The sequence below is a fragment of the Streptomyces sp. NPDC096311 genome, assembly GCF_044763085.1.
Lineage (GTDB): Bacteria > Actinomycetota > Actinomycetes > Streptomycetales > Streptomycetaceae > Streptomyces.
Window position 1 is genome coordinate 20,494 of record NZ_JBIWFN010000012.1, and the last position, 13,602, is coordinate 34,095.

Consider the following 13,602-nt stretch of genomic DNA (forward strand, 5'->3'; position numbering starts at 1 on the left):
AGCCGATGAGAGCTGAGAAGCGGTGAAGGGCCGGGCACCTGTGGGTGTCCGGCCCTTTGCGTTGCTCAGTGGGGGTTCAGGGGCCCGTGGGAGCCGGGCAGTGGGGGTTCAGGGGTCTGTGGGAGTTGGGCAGTGGGGGTTCAGGGGTCTGTGGGAGTTGGGCGGCGGGGCAGCGGTCCGCAGGAGTTGCCGGCGAGGTGTTCACGGATTCGGGGGCTGCTCAGTCGTCGTCCGGGCGGGGCATACGGGGGCCGCCCAGTTCCACCGCCGTGCAGCGCCAGCGGAGGTCGGGGCCCTGTTCCAGGCGGAAGGCCATCGCGCGGAGCCGGTCGCCCGCGCCGATGCGGGCGAAGGCCTCGATCGCGCCGGGCCGTGGCACGTAGTAGCCGATGTCGCGGACGACCGGGCGGGTGCCGCGGGTGCGCAGGGGGCCGCGCTCGGCGAGCCAGGCCAGCTCGTCGTAGGCCCGGCCCGCGGTGTGGCGCAGCATGCAGTGGACCGGGCGTTGGCCGCTGAGCACGGCGAGGAGGCGTTCGGCGAAGAGGTCGGTGGGACGGGGCTGCGGCGGCGCTGAGGACGGCGATGAGGGCGGCAGCGACGGCCGTGGGGGGTCGGCCGGCGGGGGCAGGAGGCGGGTGCGGGATGTGGCCTCCGCCGGGGGTGTTTGCGGTGCGGGCGCCTGGGGTGGGCTGTCTCCCGGGGCCGGGCGGGGTGCGCCCGCGCCCGGGGTGCGCGGTGGGGTGGTGCCGGGGCGGCGGGTGTCGTGGCGGCCGGGTGGGCGGGTGCCCGGGCGGCGCTTCGTCCTGGTCATCACCTTGTTCATGTGTCGTCCCCGTTCAGCGTCGGTCCCGCTCGCCGCGACCGGTCGATACCGGGCGGTAACTTCGTGTTGGGGATCTTCTACGAGGCGGGAGCGGGTCCCCGCAAGGACGCCGGGCGCGCGCCGCGGCGGCAGGAAGGTTCACCTATCAGAGTGAGCGGGAGGGGCGGGAGGCCCGGCGGGGAAGGGATGTTCCGGGTGAATCGCGGGCCGGGGGTGGACGCCGTACGGGGGAGGGACCGGGACCCGAAAGGGGACGCCCGCACGTATCCTGAAGGCCTTCCCGGGAGGCGCGGGACCGCCCTTCCAGGAGCCCTCCGACCCGGGAAACCCACCCGACTACGAAAGCGGCCAGCCATGCGCGTCTACGTCCCCCTGACCCTCTCCGGTCTCGCCGAGGCGTACAAGACGGGGGAACTGGCGGCGGGACCGGTCGTCGCGTACGCCGTCACGCCCGCGTTGCGCGAGTGGTACCTCTCCGACGACATCGAGGAGCTCGAGTACGCGGCGCTGAACCGGGCCGCGCTGGCCTCGCTGCGGCTGCTCGCGGGGGAGCCGGGGGCCGTGCGGCGGCGGGTGGTCGTCGCGGTCGACGTTCCCGACCGGGCCGCGGTCGCCGACCCCGACCGGGGGCTCGATCCGGTGGCGCTCGGTGAGGTGCGGGTGTCGGGGCCCGTGGCCCTGTCCAAGGCGGCCGCGGTGCACGTCGACGCCGATGACGCCGGGGTGGACGTCTCGGCCGCCGTGGACGCGCTCGGGGCGGCCGATCACGGGGACGACGACGCGCAGTTCATCGTGGACGGGGCCGAGGACCACGAGTTGTTGTGGTTCGCGACGCAGGAGATTCCCCACCTGGTGGGGCTGGAGGACTGAGCCTGCGCCGAGGGGCGTTGTCAGTGCGGGCGGGTAGTTTCTTGGTATGGGGAAGCAGGGCGCAGCAGCGCACATCGTGTGGGACTGGAACGGGACGCTGTTCCACGACAACGCCGCGATCATCGGGGCGACGAACGCGGCATTCGCCGAGTTGGGGTTGGAGCCGCTCACGCTCGAGCGGTACCGGGAGTTGTACTGCGTGCCGGTGCCGAAGTTCTACGAGCGGCTGATGGGGCGGCTGCCGACCGATGCCGAGTGGGAGGTCATGGACGACACCTTCCATCGGTACTACGCGGAGCACCGCGTGACGTGCGAGCTCACCGAGGGGGCGTCGACGTTGCTCGCGGACTGGCGGTCGGCGGGGCGCAGCCAGTCGCTGTTGAGCATGTATGTGCACGAGGAACTGGTGCCGCTGGTCCGGGGGTTCGGGATCGAGCCGCACTTCGTGCGGGTGGAGGGGCGGGTCGGGCCGTCCGGCGGCAGCAAGGCCGAGCACATGGTGCGGCACATAGGCTCGCTCGCGGGCGTGGACCCGGAGCGCACGGTGGTGATCGGGGACGCCGCCGACGACGCGGTGGCCGCGCTGCACGTGGGGGCGCGGGCCGTGCTCTACACCGGCGGTTCGCACAGTCGCGCCAGCCTCGAAGGGGTCGGCGTGCCCGTGGTGGACAGCCTGGAGGAGGCGGTCGAGGAGGCCGAGCGACTGATGGCGGCGTAGGCCCGTCGTCCGAGCTCGCCGCGCGGGGTGTGCGGCGGCGCCCGGGGTGTGCGGCGGCCCTCGTCGGCGAGGCGGCCGCGTACCCGGCTCACACCTCCCACGTCACCGCCCCCGAGTCGTTCAGCCCACCGGCGCCTTCGCCCTCAGCACCCTGAGGAACTCGCGCATCCAGGCCGGGTGGTCCGGCCAGGCGCGGGCGGACACGAGGGTGCCGTCGACCACTGCCTCCGCGTCCTGGAAGGTCGCTCCGGCGGCCTGCATGTCCAGTTCCAGTGCCGGGTAGGCGGTGACGCGGCGCCCGCTCAGGGCGTCGGCGGCGGCCGTGAGGAGCGGGCCGTGGCAGATCTGGGCCACGGGCTTGTCGGCGTCGAAGAAGGACTTGAGGATCTTGCGGAGTTCGGGGTCGTTGCGGAGGTACTCGGGCGCGCGGCCGCCCGGGATCACCACGGCGGCGTACTGACCGGGGTCGACCTCCGAGAACGCGAGGTCGGCGGGCCAGGTGTAGCCGGGCTTCTCCGTGTACGTGTCGAAGCCGGGTTCGAAGTCGTGGACCACGAAGCGGAGCTGCTTGCGGGTGGGGGCCGCGATATGGACCTCGTAGCCCTCCTCGCGCAGGCGCTGGTAGGGGTACAGGACCTCCAGTGATTCCGCCGCGTCGCCGGTGACCATCAGGATCTTCGGTGTCATGTCGGTGCCGCTCCCTTCGGTGGAGCTTCGGTGGAGCTTCAGCGGGGCCCAGCGGGTCCCGGCGGGACTTCAGAGGGGCTACAGCTCTATTCCGCCTCTGCCCCACCGTCCTCGTCAACGTGGTGCCGCAGGAGAGGGTTACCGGAGGACTGCACGTTCCCGTCCCTTTCGTCCCTGTGCATACTGTCAAAGTTCCACCCCCGGTTTTGTACACATACGGCTCATGACGGGCCCCGGGTAGGGAGCGATAGCCTGGTGGCGTGATCAGCGCGATATCTCGCGGGGGCCCAGTTGCCCCTGCCTCGCGCCCGGAGCGCACGGACGACATCCGTGACCGGGCGGCGATCGCTGATCTTCACGGGCGGGATGGAGCGGCGACCGCGGCAAGCACCAGCGGAAACGCGGGCGCAAGCGGAATCGCGAGCGTTCTCCGTAGGCCGCGGACACCCCGGGGACGGACGACGCAGAGATCAGCGTCACAGTCGCCGAGGGTGCCAAGAATGGCCGATACCCCCCCGCCCATCTCTCCATGCGGCATAGCGTCGGACCAGACCGGACACCCCGCGTCTCGGCGTTACGTCGGAGAAGAGACCGTACTTCCTTCTACGTCACGCAACGGCGCGCGACAGGAGCCAGAGGACAATGCAGACCAAGCTGGACGAAGCCAAGGCCGAGCTGCTCGAGAGGGCTGCCCGGGTAGCTGAGAACAGCCCGGTCGGGGGGCACCTACCGACTGGGACGACGAGCGAGGGCACTCCGGACAAGGACACCGTGCTCGCGTTCCTCCAGCGCTACTACCTGCACACAGCCCCGGAGGACATGACCGACCGCGACCCGGTCGATGTCTTCGGAGCCGCCTTCTCCCACTACCGACTGGCCGAGAACCGCCCCCAGGGCACGGCCAACGTCCGAGTGCACACGCCCACCGTCGAGGAGAACGGCTGGACCTGCAGCCACTCCGTCGTCGAGGTCGTGACCGACGACATGCCCTTCCTCGTCGACTCGGTCACCAACGAGCTGTCCCGGCAGGGCCGCGGCATCCACCTCGTCATCCACCCGCAGTTCGTCGTACGGCGCGATCTGACCGGCGAGCTCATCGAGGTGTTCCCCGGCCGGCCCACCCTCGAGGATCTGCCGCACGACGCGCACGTCGAGTCCTGGATCCACGTCGAGATCGACCGCGAGACCGACCGTGCCGACCTGAAGCAGATCACCGCCGATCTGCTGCGCGTCCTGTCCGACGTCCGCGAGGCCGTCGAGGACTGGGAGAAGATGCGCGACGCCGCGCTGCGCATCGCCGAGGAACTGCCCACCGAGCCGACCGCCGACGACCTGCGTGACCTGGAGGTCGAGGAGGCCCGTGAGCTGCTGCGCTGGCTCTCGGACGACCACTTCACCTTCCTGGGGTTCCGCGAGTACGAGCTGCGCGACGACGACTCGCTGGCCGCCGTCCCCGGCACCGGACTCGGCATCCTGCGCTCCGACCCGCAGCACGGCGGTGACGACAGCCACCCGGTCAGCCCGTCCTTCGAGCGGCTGCCCGCGGACGCCCGCGCCAAGGCCCGTGAGCACAAGCTGCTCGTCCTCACCAAGGCCAACAGCCGCGCCACCGTGCACCGGCCGTCCTACCTCGACTACATCGGTGTGAAGAAGTTCGACGCCGAGGGCAACGTCGTCGGTGAGCGGCGCTTCCTGGGCCTGTTCTCCTCGGCCGCGTACACCGAGTCCGTGCGCCGCGTGCCCGTGGTCCGCCGCAAGGTCGAGGAGGTCCTCAAGGGCGCGGGCTTCTCGCCCAACAGCCACGACGGCCGCGACCTGCTCCAGATCCTGGAGACCTACCCCCGCGACGAGCTCTTCCAGACGCCCGCCGACGAGCTGCGTTCCATCGTCACCAGCGTCCTCTACCTCCAGGAGCGGCGCCGCCTGCGCCTCTACCTGCGCCAGGACGAGTACGGCCGCTACTACTCGGCCCTCGTCTACCTCCCGCGCGACCGCTACACCACCGGGGTGCGCCTCAGGATCATCGACATCCTGAAGGAGGAGCTGAACGGCACCAGCGTCGACTTCACCGCCTGGAACACCGAGTCGATCCTCTCCCGGCTGCACTTCGTGGTCCGGGTCCCGCAGGGCACCGAGCTGACGCAGCTCAGCGACGCGGACAAGGACAGGCTCGAGGTGCGGCTCGTCGAGGCCGCCCGCTCCTGGGCCGACGGTTTCGCCGAGGCGCTGAACGCCGAGTGCGGCGAGGAGCGCGCGGCCGAGCTGCTGCGCCGCTACGGCAGCGCCTTCCCCGAGGGCTACAAGGCCGACCACACCCCGCGTGCCGCGGTCGCCGATCTGGTTCACCTGGAGAAGCTCACCCGCGACCGGAGCAAGGACTTCGCGCTCAGCCTGTACGAGCCGGTCGGTGCCGGTCCCGGCGAGCGCCGCTTCAAGATCTACCGCACCGGCGAGCAGGTCTCCCTCTCGGCGGTCCTGCCGGCCCTCAACCGCATGGGCGTCGAGGTCACCGACGAGCGCCCGTACGAGCTGCGCTGCTCGGACCGTACGACGGCCTGGATCTACGACTTCGGGCTGCGCCTGCCCAAGTCCCTGAACGGCAACGGCGACTACCTCGGCGACGACGGCCGTGAGCGCTTCCAGGAGGCCTTCGCCGCCACCTGGACCGGCGAGGCCGAGAACGACGGCTTCAACGCCCTCGTGCTGAGCGCCGGGTTGACCTGGCGGCAGGCGATGGTGCTGCGCGCGTACGCCAAGTACCTGCGCCAGGCGGGCTCCACCTTCAGCCAGGACTACATGGAGGACACCCTCCGGAACAATGTCCACACCACCCGGCTGCTGGTCTCGCTCTTCGAGGCGCGGATGTCGCCGGAGCGCCAGCACGCCGGTGTCGAGCTGACCGACGCGCTGATGGAGGAGCTGGACGCCGCTCTCGACCAGGTGGCCAGCCTGGACGAGGACCGGATCCTGCGCTCCTTCCTCACCCTCATCAAGGCGACCCTGCGCACCAACTTCTTCCAGGAGGCGTTGGGCGCCAAGCCGCACGAGTACGTCTCCATGAAGTTCGACCCGCAGGCCATCCCGGACCTGCCGGCGCCGCGACCGGCGTACGAGATCTGGGTGTACTCGCCGAAGGTGGAGGGCGTGCACCTGCGCTTCGGCAAGGTCGCGCGCGGTGGTCTGCGCTGGTCCGACCGGCGCGAGGACTTCCGGACGGAGATCCTGGGCCTGGTCAAGGCACAGATGGTGAAGAACACCGTCATCGTGCCCGTCGGCGCCAAGGGCGGCTTCGTCGCCAAGCAGCTGCCCGACCCGTCCGTGGACCGCGACGCCTGGCTCGCGGAGGGCATCCGCAGCTACCGGACCTTCATCTCGGCGCTGCTCGACATCACCGACAACCTGGTCGCCGGTGCGGTCGTGCCCCCGGTGGACGTGGTCCGGCACGACGGGGAGGACACCTATCTCGTCGTCGCCGCCGACAAGGGCACCGCGACCTTCTCCGACATCGCCAACGAGGTCGCCGAGAGTTACAACTTCTGGCTCGGGGATGCCTTCGCCTCCGGCGGCTCCGCCGGGTACGACCACAAGAAGATGGGCATCACCGCGCGCGGTGCCTGGGAGTCCGTGAAGCGGCACTTCCGGGAGCTGGGCGTCAACACCCAGACCGAGGACTTCACCGTCGTCGGTGTCGGTGACATGTCCGGGGACGTGTTCGGCAACGGCATGCTGCTCTCCGAGCACATCCGCGTGGTCGCCGCCTTCGACCACCGGCACATCTTCCTCGACCCGACCCCGGACGCGGAGACCTCGTACGCCGAGCGGCGTCGGCTCTTCGAGCTGCCGCGCTCGTCCTGGGCGGACTACAACACCGAGCTGATCTCGGCCGGCGGCGGAGTCTTCCCGCGGACCGCCAAGGCGATCCCGGTCAACGCGCACGTCCGCGAGGCCCTCGGCATCGAGGCCGGTGTCACCAAGATGACTCCGGCCGACCTGATGAAGGCGATCCTCCACGCGCCGGTCGACCTGCTGTGGAACGGCGGCATCGGTACGTACGTCAAGGCGTCCGCCGAGTCGCACGCGGACGTCGGCGACAAGGCCAACGACGCCATCCGCGTCGACGGCGCCGACCTGCGCGTCAAGGTCGTCGGCGAGGGCGGCAACCTCGGTCTGACCCAGCTGGGCCGGATCGAGTTCGCGCAGCACGGCGGCAAGATCAACACCGACGCCATCGACAACAGCGCGGGCGTGGACACCTCCGACCACGAGGTGAACATCAAGATCCTGCTCAACGCGGTCGTGACCAACGGCGATCAGACGGTCAAGCAGCGCAACAAGCTGCTCGCCGAGATGACCGACGAGGTCGGCGCCCTGGTCCTGCGCAACAACTACGCGCAGAACGTCGCGATCGCCAACGCGCTGGCCCAGTCGCCGAGCATGCTCCACGCCCAGCAGCGCTTCCTGCGCTTCCTGGTGAGGGAGGGCCACCTCGACCGGGCGCTGGAGTTCCTGCCCAACGAGCGGCAGATCCGTGAGCGGCTCAACTCCGGGCAGGGCCTGACCGGTCCGGAGACGGCCGTGCTCCTCGCGTACACGAAGATCACGGTCTCCGACGAGCTGCTCGCCACCTCGCTGCCCGACGACCAGTACCTGCAGAGCCTGCTGTTCGCGTACTTCCCCACCGCGCTGCGTGAGAAGTTCCGCGAGCAGATCGAGGCGCACGCGCTGCGCCGCGAGATCGTGACGACCGTCCTGGTCAACGACACGGTCAACACGGGTGGTACGAGCTTCCTGCACCGCCTCCGTGAGGAGACGGGCGCGTCCCTGGAGGAGATCGTCCGGGCGCAGACCGCGGCCCGCGCGATCTTCGAGTCGAGCAAGGTGTGGGACGCGGTGGAGGCGCTCGACAATGTCGTCGCCGCCGACGTCCAGACCAGGATCCGGCTGCACTCGCGCCGTCTCGTCGAGCGGGGCACGCGCTGGCTGCTCAACAACCGGCCGCAGCCGCTCCAGCTCGCCGAGAACATCTCCTTCTTCAGCGAGGGGGTCGCGCAGGTCTGGGGCGAGCTGCCCAAGCTGCTGCGCGGTGCGGACCTGGAGTGGTACCAGCAGATCTTCGAGGAGCTGACGGGCGCCGGCGTCCCCGAGGAGCTGGCCACGCACGTGGCCGGGTTCTCCTCGGCCTTCCCGACGCTGGACATCGTCGCGGTGGCCGACCGCATGGGCAAGAACCCGATGGCCGTCGCGGAGGTGTACTACGACCTCGCCGACCGCCTGAACATCACCCAGCTCATGGACCGCATCATCGAGCTCCCGCGTGCCGACCGCTGGCAGTCCATGGCCCGCGCCTCGATCCGCGAGGACCTGTACGCGGCTCACGCGGCGCTCACCGCGGACGTGCTCGCCGTCGGCAACGGCACCTCGACCCCGGAGCAGCGCTTCAAGGCCTGGGAGGAGAAGAACGCGGCGATCCTGAGCCGCGCCCGCACCACCCTGGAGGAGATCCAGACCTCGGACTCGTTCGACCTGGCGAACCTGTCGGTGGCGATGCGCACGATGCGGACGCTTCTGCGGACGCACTCGTAGCTCACCTCTGGGTGCGCTTCACTCACTCGTGAGCGCACTTGTTTCACTCGATCGGATGTACGTCGATGGGGCAGCCCCGGCCGGGACGGCCGGGGCTGCCCCTGTTTGTGCAGGTAGGGGCAAGCGCCTCGGCCGCCCTCTTGCCTCGCTCTTGCGGATCTCTCGGGAAAACCGGAACCGGAATTTACCTATTGCTGATAAAAGGGACAATCGTGACTGTGAATCTCTCCGAGGGGCGGGCCCGTGTAGGCCGACAGGCCCCCGCGCCGCCCCAGCCCGCACCAGCCGCCACTCCTCCCGGGGCGATCGAAAGGACCCGGCGGATCGTCCTCGAAGTGGTGAAGTTCGGAGCCGTCGGCGGTAGCGGTATCGCAGTCAACTTCCTGGTCTTCAACCTTCTCCTGCACGGCCTGAAGTGGGCCCCGATGGCCGCCACGGTCATCGCCAGCTGTGTCGCCATGGGCAGCAACTACCTCGGCTTCCGCTTCTTCGCCTACCGTGACCGGGCCTCGCGCACCCGACGCCAGATCGCCCTGTTCTTCGCCTTCAGCGGCATCGGCGTCATCATGGAGAGCGCGCTGTTCTACATCGGCTACCACGGTCTGGGTATGGACACCCCGCTCGGCTCCAACCTGGCCAAGGCGCTGTCGATCGTGCTGGCCTCGGCGTTCCGTTTTCTCGTGTACCGCACCTGGGTGTTCGAACAGGTGAAACACAGCCGCTAGACAGCCGCTCGCAACCCTTTGCGGGCGATCGGCATCTACCTAGGTGATACGCAAATGGACTAGATCGCCTAGGTTGAACCATCAGGAATGTCTAGCATTAATAGGATGAGTGTGGATCACCCCTGCCCGCCAGCAGAAACAGCAGCCTTGCCCGCCGTGTCCGTGGTCGTGATCGTCTACAACGACGCGTCCCGGCTGACGACGGCCGTGCGCTCCGTTCTCGACCAGACCCTGCGCGGTGTCGAGGTCGTCATCGTCGACGACCGCAGTACGGACGACTCGTACGACGTGGCACAGCGACTGGCCGCCGCGCACCCGGACCGCGTCCGGGCCTTCAGGCTGCCCGAGAACAGCGGCGGCTGCGGCGCCCCCCGCAACCACGGCATCCAGCAGGCCCGCGGCGACTACGTCCTCTTCCTCGACAGTGACGACGTCCTGGAGCGCAACGCCTGCCGCAACATGCTGGAGGCCGCCGAGTCCACCGGCGCGGACCTCGTCTCGGGCCTGTGCGTGCGTGTGCACGTCGACTCGCGCACCGGCAAGGAGGTCAAGTGGTACCCCTGGCTGTACGACCGCACCCGCACCCTGGAGTCCATCTCCGAGCTGCCCGACCTGCTGGTCTTCGACACCCTGTCGACGAACAAGTGCTACCGCAGGCAGTTCCTGCTCGATGAGGGCCTTGAGTTCCCGGTCGGGATCCACTACGAGGACCTGCTGTTCTCCGCGCAGGCCTACGTGGCCGCCCAGCGCATCACGCTCATCCCGAACCGGGTGTACGACTGGCGGGTGGTCGAGAAGACGGCCGCGAAGTCCATCAGCAACCGGCGTGACGAGATCGCCAACTTCACGCACCGCATGGAGATCCACCGCCGGGTCGACCAGCTCCTCGCCGACCACGGCCTGCTGGAGCTGAAGTTCGCCAAGGACGTCAAGTGGCTCAAGCACGACCTGGTGCTGCACCTGCGCGAGCTGCCCTTCCGTGACGAGACCTACCGCCAGGAGTTCGCGCAGATCGCGCGCACCTACCTGGAGTCGATCGACCGCATGGCCTTCGACGAGGTCGAGCCGATCCACGCCATCTGCGCGTACCTCCTCCACGAGGCCGACTGGGACAACCTGCTGCCCGCCGTGGACACGCTCAGCAACCGCGACAAGATCTCCTCGCCGCTCGTCGAGCACGAGGGACGCGTGTACTGGTGCGCCGAACACATCGAGCACGACGCCTTCGCCCGGCACGTCCTGGACGTCACCGAGCTCGGTTACCACACCAAGCCGGTCGAGAAGATGTTCCTGCGCAACGCGCTGACCGGATACGCGGAGACCGACGGCACCGTCCGGCTGGCCGGGCGCATCACCAACCCGCTCGGCGTGATCCCGCCCGACGCCCGGCTCTCCGCGCAGCTGGAGTTCTACGCCCGCCGTCCGGGCGTGCGCTTCCAGACCTTCCGCTTCCCCGTGGCCACCGTGCGGCACGAGGGCGAGGCCATCGCCTGGGAGGCCTCGGCCGACCTCGCCAAGGGCCTGCGTCCGCTCGGCATCGTGGACGCGGTCTGGGACGTACGCCTCCACCTCGCCGTCGCCGGTGAGGGCGAAGGCGCGAGGACGGTCCGCACCACGACCCGGCTCACGGCCTCCGAGCCCGAGCTGGCCCAGGGGCACCTGCCCGTCCGGCCCCGCCTGACCCGGCTGGTCGCCGACCGCATCGAGCCCGAGGTCTCCTCCCGCGGCCACCTCTCCTTCCGGCTCGTCCCGGACAAGAAGGCCAACGAACTCGTCCAGCGCGGAGTGCAGGGCCCGACCGGGCGGCTCGCCAAGACCGGCTACCGCAAGGTCAAGGCGCTGCGCAAGGAACTCGCCTCCGGCGACACCAAGCTCCGCGTCTACCACGACGTGTTCAGCCGCCTGCCCGTCAAGAAGGGCCTCGTCGTCTTCGAGAGCCACCTGGGCCGGCAGTACAGCGACAGCCCCAAGGCCATCTACGAGGAGATGCGCCGCCAGGGCATCGACTTCGAGGCCGTGTGGGCCTACGCGGACAGCCCCCAGGGCTTCCCGGACGACGCCACCCTCGTACGCCGCTGGTCGCTGCCGTACCTCAAGGCGCTCGCCCAGGCCGAGTACTGGGTCGACAACCAGAGCTATCCGCTGAAGGTCACCAAGCGGCCCGAGACGACGTACATCCAGACCTGGCACGGTTCGGCGCTCAAGCGGATGGGCTTCGACGAGCCGGAATGGAAGCTCAAGTCCCGTGAGGAGCAGGCCGAGCAGCAGCGCACCCTCAACCGCTTCGACCGCTTCCTGATCCGCTCCGAGCACGACGTGCGCACCCTCGCGCGGGCGTTCCGGCTCCAGGAGCGGACGCTGCTGCGGGTGGGCTACCCGCGCAACGACGCGCTCGTCCAGGCCAAGGAGCGCGAGGAGGCCACCGGGCAGCGGGAGCGCGGTGCGCTGGCGGCCGAGTTCGGCATCCCGGAGGACAAGCAGATCCTGCTGTACGCGCCGACCTTCCGTCAGCGCGGCGGCAAGCGCCGGTTCGAGCTGCCCTTCGACGTGGAGCGCTTCGCCGACACCTTCGGCGACCGCTATGTCCTCCTGGTCCGCTCGCACTACCTCAACCACGTCGTGCTGCCGCCCTCCGTGCGCGGCCGGGTCATCGACGTGACCAGCTACCACGACATGACCCCGCTGCTGGCGCTCGCCGACGGTCTGATCACCGACTACTCGTCCGTGATGTTCGACTACTCCCTCCTCGACCGCCCGATGTTCTTCTTCACGTACGACTACGACGAATACGTGCACGAGGGCCGCGGAACCTACTTCGACCTGCTGGAGAGGGCCCCCGGCCCGGTCGTCCGCACCGAGGACGAGCTGCACGCGGTTCTGGACTCGCTGGAGGATCAGAAGGTGAAGTACGCGGCCCCGCGCGAGCGGTTCGTCGCCGACTTCGGCGAGTTCGACCAGGGCAACGCCGCGCAGAGCATCGTCGACCAGTTCTTCTCCCAGTGGAGGCGCGCGTGACCGCGTACAGCGAGCGGGACGTCTTCTTCGTCTCCAACAGCGTCGACGAGCTCGGCGGCGTGACCAGCTGGTCGCACCAGATGGCCCGGCTGTTCACCGAGCGCGGGCACCGCGTGCACGTCATCGGCATCACCGAGCCCGCGGTCGTCCAGGAGCTCGGCGAACTCCCGTACCCCACCACGACGTTGTACGAGGTCCACCCGCCGCGCGTGGGCTCCGCGCGCGGCATCAAGGGGCGGCTCAACGTCGCCGAGCGCAGGCTGCGCGCCGAACGGGCGGCGGGTATGCGTGAGCAGGCCGCCAAGCTGACCCGGTTGTTCCGGGCCGCGCGCCCCGGCGCCGTCGTGATCGTCACGCAGGTGTGGGCGATGGAGTGGGTGGAGCTCGCCGACACCACCGGTCTGACCGTCATCGGCATGAGCCACGAGTCCTTCGCGTACTCGAAGGCGACCTCGCGCTTCGGACGGGTGCAGAAGCACTACAAGGACGTCGACCGGATGCTCGCGCTCACCCGCGAGGACGCCGACCTGTGGATCCGCCAGGGTCTCGACAACGCGTCCTTCATGCCGAACCCGATCCCCTTCATGCCCGAGGTGCCCTCCTCGCGCACCGAGAACGTCGTCGTCAGCGTCGGCCGGCTCTCGGACCAGAAGGGCATCGACATGCTCCTCGACACCTGGGCCGAGGTGGCGCCCCGCCATCCCGAGTGGACCTTGCGGATCTTCGGCTCCGGCGAGGACGAGGAGATCCTCAAGAAGCAGTGCACCGCCCTCGGCCTCGACGACTCCGTCGAGTGGATGGGCCGCACCAGCGACGTACCCGGCGCCCTGCGCGGCGGTTCCGTCTTCGTCCTGTCCTCCCGCGGCGAGGGCTTCCCCCTCGCCCTCATGGAGGCCATGGCGACCGCCCTGCCGTGTGCCGCCTTCGACTGCGCTCCCGGCGTCCACGAGATCGTCCAGGACGGCGAGGACGGTCTCCTGGCGGCCCTGGGCAACACCGGGGAGCTGGCCCGCCGCCTCGACACCCTGATGTCCGACAAGGACCTGCGCGACCGCATGGGCGAGGCGGCCCGCGTCAACATCCAGCGCTACACGACGGACGAGATCGTCCGCAGGTGGGAAGACCTGTTCACCTTCTTGGAGAGGTGAGCAGAGGCGCCCCAAAGAGGTGCGGGGAACTGC

At 69.6% G+C, this 13,602-nt stretch carries 8 protein-coding genes; 6 read left to right on the forward strand and 2 right to left on the reverse strand.

Annotated elements, in window-relative coordinates:
• Nucleotides 1–220 precede the first annotated feature (220 nt).
• Nucleotides 221–823, reverse strand: a complete 603-nt coding sequence (locus ACIRA5_RS28755) for an Rv3235 family protein (protein WP_403695228.1) — start codon at nucleotides 821–823, stop codon at nucleotides 221–223.
• Nucleotides 824–1,177: 354 nt separating this feature from the next.
• On the opposite strand from ACIRA5_RS28755, the gene ACIRA5_RS28760 reads away from it, so the two are divergent.
• Nucleotides 1,178–1,693, forward strand: coding sequence for a DUF6912 family protein (locus ACIRA5_RS28760; protein ID WP_403695231.1), 516 nt, complete (start codon nucleotides 1,178–1,180; stop codon nucleotides 1,691–1,693).
• Between the two features lie 46 nt (nucleotides 1,694–1,739).
• Complete coding sequence (locus ACIRA5_RS28765) at nucleotides 1,740–2,411, forward strand: HAD family hydrolase (protein WP_054229600.1); 672 nt, start codon at nucleotides 1,740–1,742, stop codon at nucleotides 2,409–2,411.
• 120 nt (nucleotides 2,412–2,531) lie between these two features.
• Here ACIRA5_RS28765 and ACIRA5_RS28770 read toward each other — a convergent pair whose 3' ends face one another.
• Complete coding sequence (locus tag ACIRA5_RS28770; protein ID WP_075029015.1) at nucleotides 2,532–3,098, reverse strand: DJ-1/PfpI family protein; 567 nt, start codon at nucleotides 3,096–3,098, stop codon at nucleotides 2,532–2,534.
• Nucleotides 3,099–3,740: 642 nt separating this feature from the next.
• Between ACIRA5_RS28770 and ACIRA5_RS28775 the strand changes: the two genes are divergently transcribed.
• The 4 genes from ACIRA5_RS28775 (at nucleotide 3,741) to ACIRA5_RS28790 (ending at nucleotide 13,569) form a co-directional block, all read left to right on the forward strand.
• Nucleotides 3,741–8,681: an NAD-glutamate dehydrogenase gene (locus tag ACIRA5_RS28775; protein ID WP_403695236.1), complete on the forward strand. Its 4,941-nt coding sequence runs from the start codon at nucleotides 3,741–3,743 to the stop codon at nucleotides 8,679–8,681.
• Between the two features lie 335 nt (nucleotides 8,682–9,016).
• Complete coding sequence (locus tag ACIRA5_RS28780) at nucleotides 9,017–9,406, forward strand: GtrA family protein (RefSeq protein WP_257039421.1); 390 nt, start codon at nucleotides 9,017–9,019, stop codon at nucleotides 9,404–9,406.
• Nucleotides 9,407–9,511: 105 nt separating this feature from the next.
• Nucleotides 9,512–12,421, forward strand: a complete 2,910-nt coding sequence (locus ACIRA5_RS28785) for a CDP-glycerol glycerophosphotransferase family protein (RefSeq protein WP_403695239.1) — start codon at nucleotides 9,512–9,514, stop codon at nucleotides 12,419–12,421.
• Nucleotides 12,418–13,569 carry a glycosyltransferase gene (locus ACIRA5_RS28790; protein ID WP_403695242.1) on the forward strand — a complete coding sequence of 384 codons (1,152 nt, stop codon included), beginning with the start codon at nucleotides 12,418–12,420 and terminating at the stop codon, nucleotides 13,567–13,569. The genes ACIRA5_RS28785 and ACIRA5_RS28790 overlap by 4 nt, the downstream gene beginning before the upstream one ends.
• Nucleotides 13,570–13,602: the final 33 nt, after the last annotated feature.